Origin of the sequence: Enteractinococcus coprophilus, assembly GCF_006716305.1 — a bacterium.
Classification (GTDB): Bacteria; Actinomycetota; Actinomycetes; order Actinomycetales; family Micrococcaceae; genus Yaniella; species Yaniella coprophila.
Genome location: NZ_VFOU01000002.1, coordinates 362,175 through 377,466, shown reverse-complemented (window position 1 = coordinate 377,466; position 15,292 = coordinate 362,175). Strand labels below are relative to the sequence as shown.

13 protein-coding genes are annotated in these 15,292 nt (G+C 54.5%); 6 read left to right on the top strand and 7 right to left on the bottom strand.

The window, feature by feature from the left end; genetic code table 11:
* Nucleotides 1-53 precede the first annotated feature (53 nt).
* Genes FB556_RS06515 through FB556_RS06505 form a run of 3 tightly spaced genes read right to left on the bottom strand, consistent with a single transcriptional unit; the run spans nucleotide 54 to nucleotide 3,694 of the window.
* Nucleotides 54-971 carry a MaoC family dehydratase gene (locus FB556_RS06515; RefSeq protein ID WP_141865959.1) on the bottom strand — a complete coding sequence of 306 codons (918 nt, stop codon included), beginning with the start codon at nucleotides 969-971 and terminating at the stop codon, nucleotides 54-56.
* Nucleotides 971-2,335 (bottom strand): 3-oxoacyl-ACP reductase, encoded by a 1,365-nt coding sequence (locus tag FB556_RS06510; protein WP_141865957.1) that lies wholly within the window; start codon nucleotides 2,333-2,335, stop codon nucleotides 971-973. The genes FB556_RS06515 and FB556_RS06510 overlap by 1 nt, the downstream gene beginning before the upstream one ends.
* A 39-nt stretch (nucleotides 2,336-2,374) precedes the next feature.
* Complete coding sequence (locus FB556_RS06505) at nucleotides 2,375-3,694, bottom strand: acetyl-CoA C-acetyltransferase (protein ID WP_141865955.1); 1,320 nt, start codon at nucleotides 3,692-3,694, stop codon at nucleotides 2,375-2,377.
* An 85-nt stretch (nucleotides 3,695-3,779) separates the two neighbouring features.
* On the opposite strand from FB556_RS06505, the gene FB556_RS13540 reads away from it, so the two are divergent.
* The 3 genes from FB556_RS13540 to pepN all read left to right on the top strand — a co-directional run bounded on the left by FB556_RS13540 (nucleotide 3,780) and on the right by pepN (nucleotide 9,248).
* Complete coding sequence (locus tag FB556_RS13540) at nucleotides 3,780-4,430, top strand: TetR/AcrR family transcriptional regulator (RefSeq protein WP_211344002.1); 651 nt, start codon at nucleotides 3,780-3,782, stop codon at nucleotides 4,428-4,430.
* Nucleotides 4,430-6,463 (top strand): acyl-CoA dehydrogenase family protein, encoded by a 2,034-nt coding sequence (locus FB556_RS06495; RefSeq protein WP_211344001.1) that lies wholly within the window; start codon nucleotides 4,430-4,432, stop codon nucleotides 6,461-6,463. The genes FB556_RS13540 and FB556_RS06495 overlap by 1 nt, the downstream gene beginning before the upstream one ends.
* Before the next feature lie 148 nt (nucleotides 6,464-6,611).
* Nucleotides 6,612-9,248, top strand: coding sequence for an aminopeptidase N (gene pepN / locus FB556_RS06490; RefSeq protein WP_141865949.1), 2,637 nt, complete (start codon nucleotides 6,612-6,614; stop codon nucleotides 9,246-9,248).
* 60 nt (nucleotides 9,249-9,308) lie between these two features.
* Here the strand turns inward: pepN and lplB are convergent, their stop codons facing one another.
* Complete coding sequence (gene lplB, locus FB556_RS06485; RefSeq protein WP_141865947.1) at nucleotides 9,309-10,397, bottom strand: lipoate-protein ligase small subunit; 1,089 nt, start codon at nucleotides 10,395-10,397, stop codon at nucleotides 9,309-9,311.
* Between the two features lie 158 nt (nucleotides 10,398-10,555).
* Between lplB and FB556_RS06480 the strand changes: the two genes are divergently transcribed.
* A complete protein-coding gene (locus tag FB556_RS06480) occupies nucleotides 10,556-11,107 on the top strand; it encodes a hypothetical protein (RefSeq protein WP_141865945.1) in 552 nt (183 codons plus the stop codon).
* Between the two features lie 151 nt (nucleotides 11,108-11,258).
* Nucleotides 11,259-12,158, top strand: coding sequence for an FUSC family protein (locus tag FB556_RS06475; RefSeq protein WP_246057246.1), 900 nt, complete (start codon nucleotides 11,259-11,261; stop codon nucleotides 12,156-12,158).
* 77 nt (nucleotides 12,159-12,235) lie between these two features.
* On the opposite strand, the gene FB556_RS06470 is transcribed toward FB556_RS06475, so the two are convergent.
* The 3 genes from FB556_RS06470 to FB556_RS06460 all read right to left on the bottom strand — a co-directional run bounded on the left by FB556_RS06470 (nucleotide 12,236) and on the right by FB556_RS06460 (nucleotide 14,280).
* A complete protein-coding gene (locus tag FB556_RS06470) occupies nucleotides 12,236-12,493 on the bottom strand; it encodes a type B 50S ribosomal protein L31 (protein WP_141865941.1) in 258 nt (85 codons plus the stop codon).
* A gap of 167 nt (nucleotides 12,494-12,660) precedes the next feature.
* Complete coding sequence (locus FB556_RS06465) at nucleotides 12,661-13,491, bottom strand: sulfite exporter TauE/SafE family protein (RefSeq protein ID WP_141865939.1); 831 nt, start codon at nucleotides 13,489-13,491, stop codon at nucleotides 12,661-12,663.
* 18 nt (nucleotides 13,492-13,509) lie between these two features.
* Nucleotides 13,510-14,280 (bottom strand): ABC transporter ATP-binding protein, encoded by a 771-nt coding sequence (locus tag FB556_RS06460; RefSeq protein ID WP_141866539.1) that lies wholly within the window; start codon nucleotides 14,278-14,280, stop codon nucleotides 13,510-13,512.
* A gap of 146 nt (nucleotides 14,281-14,426) precedes the next feature.
* Here FB556_RS06460 and serB point away from each other — a divergent pair, with 146 nt between their 5' ends.
* A complete protein-coding gene (gene serB, locus FB556_RS06455) occupies nucleotides 14,427-15,278 on the top strand; it encodes a phosphoserine phosphatase SerB (RefSeq protein WP_246057245.1) in 852 nt (283 codons plus the stop codon).
* Nucleotides 15,279-15,292: the final 14 nt, after the last annotated feature.

Below are 15,292 nucleotides of genomic sequence, written 5' to 3'. Positions count from 1 at the left end.
CCAGTTCGACCGGTGCCACTGCTATATGGCGACCGGTCGAATGGAGTTCAACGTTAGAACTGGCGTATTTCTGCCGCGAAATGAAGCTTCTCATGCTTGGCATTCCAGCCGGTGATCACCAGACGGTCTCCTGCCTCACGATAATTGATCGCGACCTTCGAGGGCAGGCGCATCGGCGAAGCAAACTCGATAGCCCACGTATAGGGGGCCAACGTCTCGCGGCCTGCCAGCATCCTGCCGGCTGCATACATCCCGTGGGCAATCGCACTGGGCATCCCCAGTGCTTTGGCAGACAGATTCGATAAATGGATTGGATTTCGATCGCCGGAGACCGCGCCATAACGACGCCCAATATCACGGGGCAGCTCCCACTGCCCCGTCATCACGGGCGCGCGGAACGGCTCACGGGCTGGTCGTTCAGGCTTCTTGGCTCCAGGAATGACTACCGATTTCGACAAATACACGGCCATAGATTGCCATAGCAATTTCTCTGTGGCCGCATCAAGAATCTGCACCCAGATCTCCACGGTCGTACCCGCATGATGTGGACGCATATTCTGTGCCCACGTGGAGATCCGCACCGGCTGATCGATCGGTACATCGGACATATGCCACACTTTGTGCTGCAAGTGCACCATGCCAAGTAACGGCAGCGGGAAGCGGCGTTCTGCCATCATCGCTGTAGACAACCCAAATGCAGTGATATGCACGGTGATCGAGGGTGCCGAATTCTGCCCCACCACACCGGAGGACCCCATTAAAGCGTTGTAATCGTCCACGAGTCGACGAGAAATGACGTCACTGGTTTCCCACCGGGTGCCCGGCAAGCTGCTGGCCACCGACTGCTTAGCGCGCAGTAACCCGGTGGCGACTTTGCCATAGGACGATGTGAGCGAGGGGATCTCACCGAGTCTGACAGGTTGTAAGTTTTCGGGTTGCGGGGTGGAATCTACGATGTTGAGATCAACCATTATTTCCCTACCATCGATTGTCCACAGACTCTCAGCGTTGTGCCATTAATCCCTGCTGCGGCGTCGGTATGGAATAACGCGATCGCCTCGGCCACATCAACCGGACGGCCACCTTGTTGTAACGAGTTCATCCGGCGAGCCACCTCTCGGGTGGCCGCAGGCATCGCATCGGTCATCGCGGTTTCAATAAAGCCTGGCGCCACCGCGTTAATCGAACCGCCAGTTTTGGCTAATTGGCCTGCCAATGCTTGGGTCATGCCCATAATGCCAGCTTTTGCCGCGGCGTAATTGGTCTGCCCGCGGTTACCAGCAATACCCGATGTTGAGGCCAATGCAGTAATGCGAAAATTCTCAGCAACGACCCCCTGGCCCAGCGCCGCTAAGAGCTGTTCATTGATCCGGAGCGGGGCGGTGATGTTTACGGCAATGAGCGAATCCCATCGAGCCGCATCCATATTAGCCAACAGTTTGTCACGAGTAATGCCGGCGTTATGTACGATGCCATCAAGCCGCCCGAATCGCTGCTCGGCCATACGGAGAAGCTCGTTGCCAGCGTTTTCATCTGTGATGTCCATTTGGACAGCGATGCCACCAACGCGGTTCATCACGGTGGTCAGCGCTTCGCCAGCAGGGGGCATATCTACACCGATGACCGTGGCCCCGTCGCGGGCTAGCGTTTCACTGATGGCTTCCCCGATCCCCCGGGCTGCTCCCGTCACCACGATGACCATATCTGCCAGCGGGGTGTCCCAGTCTGCTGGGACAGCTCCTGCCGAGGAAGAGACCGTGAGAAACTGTCCGGCCACATATGCCGAGCGACCGGATAAGAAAAACCGTAAGGCAGCTAGTGCGGCCGGAGCTGCCATCGTCACATCTTGGCCCAAGATAATTCCATTGGTGGTGGCTCCAAAGCGCATCTCTTTAGCCAACGACCGGGTGAAACCCTCAACGCTGTGGCGCACCGCTATGCGATTCGCGTCGCTGCTGATTGACGAGTCTTGTGGGTCACGGAAAATCGTGATAACCCGGCCATTTGGTTCCAGCCCACGAAGTGCGGCACTCACCTGCAGCACCCGTTCGGATAGATCGCTTGGGTGTGCCGCGTCGTCGAACGCCACGATGATCGCAGAGAACTTTTGTTTCAACCCTGGATCTCGGCGCACATCATAGCTTTCAGCCCACAGTTGCTCAGCGACAGTATTACCGGCATCGCTCTCCCCGATCACGAGGATCGAACCGGAAGCCAAGCGATCGCCTTGAGTGTGCCGACGTAGTGGAACCGGTCGCGGCAAACCGATGGTTTTTGCGACCTGTTTGCCAAAGGGCCGGTTGACGAACCGGGTATAGCTATCTGTTGGTGACATAAGATTCAAGTGTCCTTTCAGCAGGTACCGGATTCGGGGTTAGCGTCCGCGCATGAGGGCAACAGCACCTTGGCCTCCAGCCGCACAGACTGAAATCAATCCCAAGGAGCCTTCACCCTTTTCATGCAGCATCTTGGCCAATGAGGCCACGATTCTGGGGCCCGTGGCGGCAAATGGGTGGCCGGAAGCTAGCGAGGAGCCTTTCACGTTGAGTTTGGATCGATCGATCTGTCCTAAGACGGTGTCACGTCCTAACACGTTCTTGTTATAGTCTTCGTCGCCGAGCGCCTCGATAGTTGCCAGCACGGTGCCTGCAAATGCCTCATGGATCTCAAAGAAATCAATATCATCAAGGCTCAACCCGTGCCGATCCAGAATCCGGGGAATCGCATAGGTGGGAGCCATCAGGAGCCCCTCCTTGCCATTGACAAAGTCGACAGCTGCTACCTCAAAATCCATGAACTCAGCCAGAATCGGCAGATTGTGGTCGATCGCCCATTCTTCCGAAGACAACAGTGCGGCAGCGGCACCATCGGTCATGGGGGTCGAGTTACCAGCGGTCATGGTCGCTTCGTCGCCAAATTGCTTTCCGAAAGCCACCCGAAGCTTTGCCAAGGCCTCCAGGGTAGAGCCCGGACGCATATTATTGTCACGGTCTAAGCCTCGAAACGGTGTGATGAGATCGTTGAAAAATCCTTCGTCATACGCCGATGCCATATTGTTGTGCGAGTGCATCGCAAGTTCGTCTTGTTCCTCACGAGTAACCCCCCAGTGGTGGGTGGTCAGCGCCTGATGCTCTCCCATCGACAGGCCGGTACGCACTTCTCCTGCCTGCGGCGCTAACGGTGCGAAATGTTTGGGACGCAGCTTCAGTGCAATTTTGATTTTGTCTTGGGTGGTGCGTGCACGGTTGAGCTGCATGAACAATTCGCGAGCTTCAGAATTAAAAGCAAGCGGCGCATCAGAGATCGTATCCACCCCACCGCCGATGCCAGATTCGATCTGACCTAGGCGAATTTTATTGGCCACACCGCCGACTGTTTCGATACCTGTGGCACAAGCGGTCTGTACGTCATGGGCGGGGGTATGGGCATCCAGTGACGTCCCTAAAACGGACTCTCGGGTGAGGTTGAAATCTGCTGAATGCTTCATGACTGCCCCGGCGACAACTTCTCCTAAGGCTTTGCCTTGGAGGCCGAATCGTGCCACCAGGCCTTCAAGCGCTGAGGTCAACATGTCCTGATTTGATGCACCAGCATAGGCACCATGGGCGCGCGCAAAGGGGATGCGGTTCCCGCCGAGAACGACTGCTGGTCGAAGTGGACCACCGGCGATTGCGGCTGTGGATGTAGAAGTCATGCAAATTCTCTTTCCCAATGATCGAGGATACAGATTAGTGTGTTTACGGACACTCACCTTACCTGATACTCTCAGTATCGTGAAGATGTCTGCAACACCAATTCCGGACGGGCGCAATACACGCTGGGAAGCGCACCGTCGTCAACGTCGAAACGACCTGATTCGCTCGGCGCGTGCTGCTGTCCACAGTATTGGACCCGAGGTGTCAATGGAAGAAATCGCCTCTCATGCTGGTACTTCGAAGTCCGTGTTCTATCGTTATTTCAACGATAAACAAGGGCTTCAGCAAGCCGTCGCGCAGGCCTCGATTGACTTTATGGAAACCGAACTGAAAAAAGCCGGTAAATCGGCTCCCAGTGCCCGAGACGGGTTATACACCATGGTGTTGGTGTACCTACAACTGGCCAATTCCTCACCCAACGTTTATAACTTCTCGACGGCGATTCCAACGGGCATGAATATCTTTCGCCAGAACATGGCCCGGTTCCTGCAACGAGCGGTGGAGCACGTTTTTCCGCATTACAAAAATGCCGACTCCACCGCCGCTAACAAGAATCTGGCGTATTACTGGGCGGTGGCAGCCGTCGGGTTCGTGCGCGCCGCAGGTGAAGAATGGATCGCCGAAACAGGCTACCCCACACGTCTCAGTGCAGAGGAACTCGCCCACCGGATCGCCAATTGGTTGTTAGTTGGATTGGAATCGCAAAGCACCGAAGAACACCCTCAGGAGGACTAATGTCGTTAAAACAAAAAGATCTACGAGTCGAGCAGGACCAACTTCAGGAACTCCTGTTGGGTCCGTGGGCCGCAGACCGTCGTCAGGTACGAAAAATGATGGAAGAGCCAATTTTCCATCATCAATTCGACCTGACTATGGAAGAACATCGTGAACTGACCCTGAAACAAATACAAGAACTCGCTGATCGCAAAGTGATCGGCAAAGCATATCCAAAGGAATTCGGCGGTCAAGAAAGCCCTGGTGCAAATGTTGCCGGTTTCGCCGAAATGTTCCATGCCCACCCGTCCATGCAGATTAAAGGGGGTGTGCAATGGGGGTTATTTGGGTCCGCAATCTTGACTCTAGGAAATGCGGAACAACACAAGAAATGGCTGCCAGGGGTACTAAGCCTCGACCTGCCGGGCGTGTACGCCATGACAGAGATTGGCCACGGGTCGGATGTTGGCAATATCGACACCACCGCCACCTACATCCCCGAGGACGACGAATTTGAAATCCATACCCCCTTCAAAGCGGCCTGGAAAGAGTTCCTCGGTAACGCCGCACTCCATGGCAAAGCCGCTGTGGTCTTTGCCCAACTGATTACCAAGAACGTCAACTACGGCGTCCATGCGTTCTTTGTTCCGCTGCGTGACGACGAGGGGAACTTTTTGCCCGGCGTCGGCGGTGAAGACGACGGCTACAAGGGTGGTCTCAACGGCATCGACAACGGGCGACTACATTTCACGCAGGTGCGGATCCCGCGCACGAATTTGCTCAATAAACTGGGCGACGTCGATGAACATGGTGAATATTCAACTTCAATTCCCTCCTCGGGACGTCGATTCTTTACCATGCTGGGAGCACTAGTCCAAGGACGTGTTTCACTTGCCACGACTGCAGCTAACGCCTCAGCCCTGGCGCTGACGGGTGCCATAACCTACGGCAACCAGCGTCGGCAGTTCAATGCTGCTTCTGATATCGAAGAACAAGTCCTGTTGGACTATGGGTTACACCAGCGTCGTCTCATCGACCGTCTGGCGCGGACATACGCTGATATTTTTACGACCAACGATCTGTTAGTGAAATTCCACGAAGTCTTCTCCGGTGAAAACGACACGGATGAAAATCGGCAGGAACTTGAAACACTCGCGGCAGGCATTAAAGCTGTCACCACGTGGAACGCCCTGGACGTCTATCAAGAAGCCCGTGAAGCGACCGGTGGAGCCGGGTACATCGCTTCGAAAAACCGGTTCAGTGCACTGCGCGATGACCTGGATATTTACACCACCTTTGAAGGCGATAACAACGTCTTATTGCAACTTGTTGGGCGTCGGCTGCTGGGAGACTATTCGAAAGAATTTGCGAACCCATCGTTTAAAGTCCTGACAAAATACGTCGCCGAACGCGCGGAATACAGCTTATACGAACGGTCCGGTTTGCGTCGTGTGGTGCAACAGGTATCTGATGTTGGATCCGAGCGCCGTTCTGCCACCTGGCTGAAAGATCCTGATGTACAACGCAGCCTTTTTGCTGACCGGGTCCGAACTCAAATTGCCGAGGTTGCCGAAGTATTACGACCGGTGGCCAAAGAATCTCAAGCCGAACAAGCTCGGGTGTTTAATGAAAACCAGTACGATCTGATCAAAGCTGCGAAATCTTACGCCCAGCTGCTGCAATGGGAATCGTTTACTACCGCGCTTGAGGCTATTGAAGACCGGGAAACACAGAAGATCATGACCTGGATGCGCGACCTGTTTGCGTTGTCCACGATCGAACAAGATCTTGGATGGTTCATCGAATACGGGCGGATTTCCCAACAACGAGCGAAGACCCTCCGCCAGTACACCAACCGACTAGCCGCCCGGCTTCGGCCACATGCTCAAGATCTGGTCGATGCTTTTGGTTACAACCAACACCACCTGAGAATGGATATCGCCTCCGGTGTAGAACACGAGCGCCAGGAAGAAGCTGCCGAGTATTATCGTCGTCTGCGGGCTTCCGGCGAGGCACCCATCCTTGAGAAGGTGCACCGCTCGCGACAAAGCTAACCCGCGAAACCACTCGTCATGCATCAGCGTGCTGTTGATCATCCCATATCAACAGCACGCTGATATATTTCGTAGGTATTGCTGGGCCACCTACACCGGTGGCGTTACAGACAGCAACTGCGATCTCGTCGATGATTGAATAAGGATTATGTCTACTACCCCATTGCTGGATGATGAACGACTCACTCGCGAGGAGGCCTACGCCCGGGCGGAGCTCATCACCATGAGTAACTATGAGGTCGAACTTGACCTATCCAATGCGATGGCATTGGATGAGCCCACTTATCCGGTCACCACCACCCTTCGGTTCACTGCGACCAGGCCAGGAGAAGACACGTTCGTCAACTATCTGGGTGATTCGGTAGAATCCGTTTCGATCAACGGGGTGCCACAAGACATCGGGCAAATCGCCGGTACAGCCCGCATTTTGATCCCCAATGTTGCTGCCGAGAACGAAGTCGTCATTCAGTCACACAGTCGCTATTCACATTCGGGCGAAGGACTCCACCGCTTCGTAGACCCGGTCGATGGTCAGGTGTATCTGTATTCGCAGTTTGAACCTGCTGATGCCCGACGCGTCTACCCAAATATGGAGCAACCAGACCTCAAAGCGGCATTTCATGTCACGATCATCGGTCCAGACACCTGGACACTGGCATCTAACGGGCACGAAATCGATCGAGAGCCCGTTGCATCCGGAATCGACAGGGTCCGTTTTGCTCCAACGCACCCGATATCTACCTACCTCACCACCTTTTTAGCTGGCCCGTATGCCAGGTTCGACAGTCATTGGGACCCCCACGACGACAGCACGGAACCCATGGCCTTGCGCATCTTCGCGCGCCAATCTTTAGCCGAACATGTCGATGCTGAAGAGCTCTTCACCCTCACTCGACAGGGCCTGACCTGGTTCCATGAACAATTTCACTACCCCTACCCGTGGGGTAAATATGATCAGGCCTTCGTCCCCGAATATAACCTCGGGGCGATGGAAAACCCGGGCTTAGTAACCTTCAATGAGTCCTATATCTTCACCTCACAAGCAACTGCCTCCCAACACGTGGCCAGAGCAACGACTGTGATGCACGAAATGTCGCACATGTGGTTTGGCAACCTTGCCACCATGAAATGGTGGGATGATCTGTGGTTGAAAGAATCATTTGCTGACTTCTTTGGCACCAAAGCCGTCGCCGATGCGACTGATCTGCCCGGGGCGTGGCAGTCTTTTGCTCATCAGCGTAAAGCTTGGGCGTATGTACAGGACTCCTATCCGACTACGCACCCGATTGTTGCCGATATCGTGGATTTAGAAGCAGCGCGACAAAACTTCGACGGCATCACTTATGCCAAAGGTGCCGCTGTTATCAAACAGCTCTTCCACTACGTAGGAGAAGAAGCATTCCACAGCGCCTGTAGCACATATTTTGAGCGCTTTGCCTTTGGCACAGCACAGCTCGAAGACTTTTTAGCAATTCTTGAAGAAGCGTCCGGTCGAGACTTGCAGCAGTGGTCTGATATCTGGTTACAGACTTCGGGGCCAGCAACAGTGAAAGCCACCGTTGCAAATAATGGCGCCGTGACGATCCATCAAGAGGCAATCGATCCGCAAACCGGGGAAACCGTTTTGCGCCCACACAGCCTCTACATCGCGATCCTGACTCTAAATGACGCCGAGCAACTCGTGGTGACCGACCAAGCTCGAGTGGATATCCCTGCGGGATCAGCAACTGTGGCAGTGGACCAATTGATCGTGGATAATTCCGTACCGCGAGCAGTCTTAGTCAATCACCACGACCAAACTTATGCTCAAGTGCAGCTTGACCCAGGATCCCTGGATGCTGTCAGCACCTACCCGGTCATTGATCCCGATTCGACTGCGGTAGCAACCGTGTGGTCGAGTTTATGGACGATGGTCCGGCAGGCGACTCTTTCGGCAGCAGATTTCATTAGTGCGGTGGCTCGACTCAGTCACTCGATCAGCGACGTTTCCATGCATGAGCGTATTTTGGATCAAGCCGTAACGGCACTCAAAGAATTTGCACCAACCTCACAACGCACGCGACTGACCAAACAACTTAGCACCGCATTACTCGATGCATTAGTCCAACTGGAGCCCGGTTCAGATCGCCAACGTTCAGTAGCCCGCGCACTGACACGACTTGGTATTGGGACAGAAGCCCTAGCTCCGGAGCTGACGCTGTTGTTGGCAAGTGATGAGACGTCAGAACTTTCTCCCGGCTTACGCATCGACGACGAGCTCCGCTGGTTCCTCTTGATCAGCTTGGCATCCCTGGGCAGAATCGACCGAGCCCGCTTAGACGTTGAATTCGCTGCATCACCCACGGCCAATAACGAACTCTTGTACCGAACAGCAGTGGCTGCCGTTCCCGATCAGGCGCAACGTTGGCAGCTATGGCATCAGGTGTTCGAAGGCCAAGACGCCGATGGCGAGGTACTGTCAAATGCTCAACTCACAGCGACAGCACAAGGGTTGACCTCATCGTCCCCGGACTTTGCGGCCAAACAACTGATGCCGCTACTTGAAGGCCTTGTCGATATTTGGCAGACAAGATCCAATAACTTAGCCTCCAGAACGATCAACGGGTTATTTCCGTTACGTCACCAGCCAATTAAAGGTGGCCCCGGGGCTCAAACAACGCACCCGGTGTTAGTCAACATTGATATCTGGTTAGCCCAGTATCAGGAGGCCCCGGCAGCGTTACGCCGGATCGTCATCGAACGACGAGCCGATATCGCACAACGTCTCATTGCCCAGGCGCGTTAAGCGTCCGTAAGAGAAATAGGTGAGAGCCGGCGCTCCCGTTCGTCGGCTCTCTGCGTCTTCCTATGGCACGCGATAAATCCACTCGTGAGTTTTAAATTTCTGTTCAGCTAGCGCCTCTGCTCGAGACAATTCCTCGGCCGTCACTTCACGCGTGTTGGCTGCGTAGCGTGTCTGGAATGTATCGATCATGATCTCCCAGATATCTTCCCGTGAGAGCCCGGTTTGCCGACGCAACGGGTCGACACGAGACTGCGCCGAAGTGATGCCTTTATCGGAAACTTTCTCACGACCGATGCGCAAAACGTCGGTCATCTTCTGGGCATCGATGTCATATGACATCGTGACGTGATGCAGCATGGAGCCAGACGCCAGGCGTTTTTGGGCAGCTCCCCCAATCTTGCCTTCCGGCGTGGAAATATCATTGAGCGGTTCGTAGAAGGCTTTGACATCCATTCGCTGCAGCGCCTCCATCACCCAGGCGTCGAGGAACGGGTAGGAATCAGAAAAGCTCATACCGTCCACGAGCGAGGTAGGAGTGTATAGCGAATACGTGACCGCGTTGTCCGCTTCCATAAACATCGCTCCGCCACCGGAGACCCTGCGGGCAACCTTAATGCCGTGTCGTGCGATGGCCTCGGCGTCGACCTCATTACTGTAGCTCTGGAAAGAGCCGATCACGACAGACGGATCGGACAGTGGCCATCGCCATAGACGCATTGCTGGATTTGCGCGTCCTGCACCAACATCTTCCGTCAAGATTTGGTCAAGGGCCACTTGGGTATAGATCGGGATTTCTGTGGGCACAATAATTTCCCAGTTATGATCGTCCCAGCGAGTGGCAAAACCGGTAGCTCTCCGCACGGCTGTTGCAACAGCGTGAGCATCAAAACCAAACATCACCACGGATTCGTCGACAGCCTGGTCAATAGCTCCGGCTATCGTGCTGTGGCTGGAATCGTAGCTCAGCCCGACCAGGGCTTGGTTAATGTCATCAAGCGCCTCATCGGGTTCCAGGAAAAAATCACCGTTGATATTGGCTCGCGAGATTTTTCCATTTGTCACTTCGAGGTCGGCGATGACTAACTTGCCACCTGGAACTTTGAATTCACCATGGAGTTGTTGGTTGTCAGTAGCGTTTCGAGCAGTCATGGTTCTACCATACTCGCCAGAGCAACGCTTCCGTCCACGTTTTGCGCATAACCCCGGTAGCTCCTCTACGGTCAGCTTGATCATCCGCGCATTGGCTCGGTGTCGTGGAGATCACGTTGAGAGCACAGCGAATCTTTCTTCGGGCTAGGCTAGTTCATATGGGAAAATCACAGCAGGGTGTGCCAACTGGGTGGCATAAATTCGGTATTTCCGGCGGGTGGGTTGGGACTTTCATCCTCGCCGCTTGGATTCTTGTTCCACGACTTATTATTGGGACCACGGTTCCAATCGCATGGGTCGTTACTATTACCTTGCCTCTGATTCTGATCGCTATTGGATGTGTGACCTTAGGCGTTCCAGCATCACGCGGTATGATCCCGACAAGGCGCTCAGTCGCATGGCTTTGGTTCGCGTTTTTCTGGGCGTTTGTGGTGGGAATGTTCCTACCCGATAGCACTATTTTTTCATTAGGGACTCCGGACCAAGCGACTGCGCTTGTTGCAGTATTATTCGGGCCCGGATGGGAAGGCGCTGGCTCAGCAATTGCCAACCCAGCAGCTATTCTTATGACCATCTCCGGTAGCATCGGTGCAGTATTTTCATTGCTGGATTCCAGAGAAGGCGGCCCTATTCGAACTGAGGATGAAGATCATCTCCAAGGACAGGGTTACTTTACGATCTTAGGAGAAGACGAGTATTACCAGCAGTAATACGGATTGGCTTAGGCCAGAGACCTCACCGGTACGCAAAATACGTAAAGCGGCGTTCTCGTTTGGTCCCCATGCTGGTGCTCACCGTGTCGCGTTGCGTGCGGCCACTTCCATTGCGGTTCCGCTACTCGTCTTGTACATGCTGGATCGCATGGATCTATCCATCTATGCATCATTCGGTTCCCTAGCTTCACTATACGGTCGGTTCCATTACTACGGGGATCGTCTTCGTATGCAACTGGGTGCCGGGTTGGTCTTCATCAGCGTGATGGTCGTGGGCACCCTGCTGGCAGTTTTCGATGCGCAGATCACTGTGAGAATTATGATGGTCGCGCTGATCGCGACAGTGGTCACGGCAATAGCGATTGGTTTTCGGTGGCATCCTGGGGGTGCGACTTTTGCCGTGTTTGCTGCAGGAGCTGTAGCAACCATGCCGGCTACCTGGAGCAACGTAGCCCAAGTGCTCATTGTGGCGAGCTCAACAGTACTGTGGAGTTTAGCTCTGACGGCGACGCTGGGGCTTCTGCGCACTCGAAGTATTGTGAAGGTGTTTCGCCCACTAGAAAAAGCGAACTTCCGGGGCGAGTGGTCTGTGCCAGTCAAGGTGGGTATTGGAGCATTGCTGGCGGGGCTTATTGGTCATACATTCGATAATGATCATTGGTACTGGGCGACAGTTGCCGCAAGCGTCGTTCTGGCTGGAACGGCAACCACTCATCGCATCACCCGCGGTTTGCAGCGCTTCACAGGTACCACTTTGGGTGTGTTAGTGGCCGCCCTATTATTGTGGCTAGAACTGCCGATCGTGGCGTTACTTGTCGTCGTTGTCGTGCTCCAGGGTGTAGCCGAATTGCTCATCGGTCGTAACTACGGGGTCGCTATGTTAGCAGTGACTCCCCTAGCACTTTTGATGATTAGCTTGGCGAATCCAATTGCTCCATCTGTATTAGTTGTCGACCGCGTATTTGAGACGTTCATCGGCTCATTGGTGGGGACGCTGATTGCTTTGATCTCAGCACGTATGCGAACCGAACGCTTAGAGAGCACGTGAATTAGTGTCCTTAACACAAGCAGCGTCACACATCGTGTGACGCTGCTGTAAAGCTTATTGAAAGAAGAACTCGGTGGTTACTTCTTGCCACCGAAGCCTTTGAAACGAGCATTGAAGCGCTCAACACGGCCAGCGGTGTCCAAAATACGCTGCTTACCGGTGTAGAACGGGTGCGAAGCAGCGGAGATTTCAACATCGATTACCGGGTAGGTATTACCGTCTTCCCACTCTGCGGTGCGCTCCGAGGTAGCGGTGGTACGGGTCAGAACACGTTCGCCTGATGCCAGGTCGTTGAAGATTACGTAGTTGTAATCAGGGTGAATATCTTTTTTCATACTAAGTTCCTTCGTTAGTGCCACTGGATTTTGCCAGCTGCACGAAGACTAATTGACAATTCGGTCTTTAGACCAAGGATATATCCTACACGGTATCCAAAGATCTGGCATCTCGTGCAAGATATGCGTCGCCTACTCTCCAAAGCGCCGCCCATACTGGAGAAGCGCTAACCGTTGACGAGGCGCAGCACCATATTGATGACGCCAACAACACCTACAATCACGATGACGGTACGCAGCATCTTTGGTTGAATACGGCGTCCAATTTTGGCCCCCAGTGACCCGCCGATCAAAGAGGACACGGCAATGAGTAATACCGCAGTCCAGTCAATCCGATCAAAAGCAAAGAGCAGATAACCGGTTGCGGCGATGAGGTTGACGGCCAACGACAACCAGGTCTTGATGGCGTTAGCGTGCACCAGCGTTCCCGTCGTCATAAAGACGCCAAGGATGCCCATCAGGAGGACCCCCTGGGCGGCCACGAAATAACCGCCGTAGATACCGGTTAGAAAAACCAGCACGAACAGTGCGGGAGTAACGCGTCCTGATGGCACTGGCGAAACCTCCGGGCTGACGGGTTCATCGCCATCGGCCTGCCGCCGTCGTCGCACCCATGCGTTGAGTCGTGGCTGGAACACCACGAAGAGTACAGCAAAGACGATCAGGATCGGAGCCGCATAGTCAAACACGGTTGCTGGTAATTGCATCAGCAGGGTGGCCCCGATAAGGCCCCCGGCCAGTGATCCCCAGGTTAGTTTCTTGGCAATCGTACCGGCTTCGCGAAGCTCACGCCGATACCCCCAGGTACCAGAAAAACCGGCCGCTACGAGCCCGATGGCATTGGACATTTGCGCCGTGACCGGAGGAAAGCCTACCGCAACGAGCGTCGGAAAGGTGACAAGTGTGCCGGAACCAACAACTGAATTAATGGTCCCGGCCCAGAAGCCGGCCAGCAGCACGATGAGTACTTGCCACCACTCCAAACCCAATATCTCCATGGGTCTCCTTGAACGTGTTTAGGTGCGTGCAAACGCCGAGAAGCGACCTTCGGCATTTCGCGACACGTTCAGGGGCAGCCGGAAAGCTTCGGACAGGGTCTCTTCGGTCAGGGCTGTCTCGATAGGGCCTGCCGAGACGACTTGGCCTTCTCGCAAGAGCATCGCGTGGGTGAAGTTGGGCGGAATTTCTTCGACGTGGTGGGTGACCAGGATCGGCGTGGGCGAGAATGGATCGGTGGCCAATTGACTCAAGGAACGAACAAGAGTTTCTCGACCGGCCAGGTCCATCCCAGCAGCCGGCTCGTCCAAGATCAACAGCTCTGGATCGGTCATCATGGCGCGCGCGATCAGAGCACGCTTGCGTTCGCCTTCTGATAGCGTGCGGAACTTACGGTCTTCGTAACCAGCGATCCCCCAGCGTGCTAACAAGCTTTCTGCACGCTGTAGATCTTCTGGTTCGTATTCTTCACGCCATCGGCCCGTGACCCCATAAGCGGCCGTCACCACGAGGTTTTGGACGGTTTCGCCCCCGGGGACTTGCTGAGCTAACAGAGTTGACGACAGCCCAATCGATGGACGCAGGTCAAAAACGTCCACCGCGCCTAGAACTTCACCTAAGATCGCAACGTTTCCCTTGGTGGGGTGCATTCGTGTTGCTGCGATATTAATCAGTGTTGATTTGCCGGCACCGTTGGGTCCCATTACAATCCAGCGCTGGCCCTCTTCGATGTGCCATGAGACATCGTCCAATAACACATTCTCACCACGACGCAGTGTCACATGTGACATATGGAGGACAGAGTCTTCCAGTGGTTCAAAGTCGTGCGGGGCCACAATGGGGCGTTGCGCAATTGTTGCAGAGGGGATTAATTCGGTGGAACTCATAGCAACCAGACTAGGCTAGATGCACAACGATTTGGTGAAAGGAACCGGTAATGCCGATAAATATTGCCAACATGAAGATTGGTGACCGCGTAGTGGTCTATAACAACGTGGGGCATTCACGGTTAGACGGTGTGCCCACCTACGCGGAAAGTCTTGTGGGTGTTGGCTTTACCGGGCATCGCTGGGTCTCGGCAGCAGACCGTCTCAAAGATCTGCCAGCTGATTGGTACTCCGCTGTCTTGTCCTCCGCGCAGGTTGAAATATTTAAAGAGCAGGCACCACTGGTGGTCTTTGATGTGGATTCGACACTTATCCACGAGGAAGTGATTGAATTACTGGCAGCGCATGCGGGCAAAGAGCAAGAGGTCGCTGAAGTCACAGAACGTGCGATGCGAGGCGAAATCGATTTTGCCGACTCGCTGCATCACAGGGTGGCCACCCTGGCTGGCCTGCCACAAGAAGTTTTAGATGAAGTCGCTGCCGCGGCCACACTCCATGATGGATCCCAAGAATTAGTCGACGCCGTCCAACAAGCTGGCGGGTACGTGTATGCCGTATCGGGAGGGTTTACCCACGCATTGGAACCACTGGCCAAACAACTTGGGCTTGATGGATTCACGGCCAATACGTTGGAGATCTCGGATGGCAAACTCACCGGTAAGGTCACTGGACGTGTTATCGATCGAACCGCCAAGGCAGACATGTTGCGCCAGTGGGCCCAGGAACGCGGTGTGCCACTGGAAGCCACAGTTGCTGTCGGAGATGGTGCTAATGATCTCGACATGATTGCCCTTGCTGGATACGGAGTCGGGTTCTGTCCGAAGCCGATTGTGCGCAGGCATGCCGACTGCATTGTTGAGGTCCCCAGCCACGACGTTCTGCGAGCTGTATTGGGTTTCTGACCAGTCCCGAGAGT

What these genes read in the sequence shown, in the direction of transcription:
- FB556_RS06470 (WP_141865941.1), bottom strand. Translation starts at nt 12,493, where the DNA reads ATGAAAAAAGATATTCACCCTGATTACAACTACGTAATCTTCAACGAC.
- serB (WP_246057245.1), top strand. Translation starts at nt 14,427, where the DNA reads ATGCCGATAAATATTGCCAACATGAAGATTGGTGACCGCGTAGTGGTC.
- lplB (WP_141865947.1), bottom strand. Translation starts at nt 10,397, where the DNA reads ATGACTGCTCGAAACGCTACTGACAACCAACAACTCCATGGTGAATTC.
- FB556_RS06510 (WP_141865957.1), bottom strand. Translation starts at nt 2,335, where the DNA reads ATGTCACCAACAGATAGCTATACCCGGTTCGTCAACCGGCCCTTTGGC.
- pepN (WP_141865949.1), top strand. Translation starts at nt 6,612, where the DNA reads ATGTCTACTACCCCATTGCTGGATGATGAACGACTCACTCGCGAGGAG.
- FB556_RS06495 (WP_211344001.1), top strand. Translation starts at nt 4,430, where the DNA reads ATGTCGTTAAAACAAAAAGATCTACGAGTCGAGCAGGACCAACTTCAG.
- FB556_RS06505 (WP_141865955.1), bottom strand. Translation starts at nt 3,694, where the DNA reads ATGACTTCTACATCCACAGCCGCAATCGCCGGTGGTCCACTTCGACCA.
- FB556_RS06515 (WP_141865959.1), bottom strand. Translation starts at nt 971, where the DNA reads ATGGTTGATCTCAACATCGTAGATTCCACCCCGCAACCCGAAAACTTA.
- FB556_RS13540 (WP_211344002.1), top strand. Translation starts at nt 3,780, where the DNA reads ATGTCTGCAACACCAATTCCGGACGGGCGCAATACACGCTGGGAAGCG.
- FB556_RS06465 (WP_141865939.1), bottom strand. Translation starts at nt 13,491, where the DNA reads ATGGAGATATTGGGTTTGGAGTGGTGGCAAGTACTCATCGTGCTGCTG.
- FB556_RS06460 (WP_141866539.1), bottom strand. Translation starts at nt 14,280, where the DNA reads ATGTCACATGTGACACTGCGTCGTGGTGAGAATGTGTTATTGGACGAT.
- FB556_RS06480 (WP_141865945.1), top strand. Translation starts at nt 10,556, where the DNA reads ATGGGAAAATCACAGCAGGGTGTGCCAACTGGGTGGCATAAATTCGGT.
- FB556_RS06475 (WP_246057246.1), top strand. Translation starts at nt 11,259, where the DNA reads ATGGATCTATCCATCTATGCATCATTCGGTTCCCTAGCTTCACTATAC.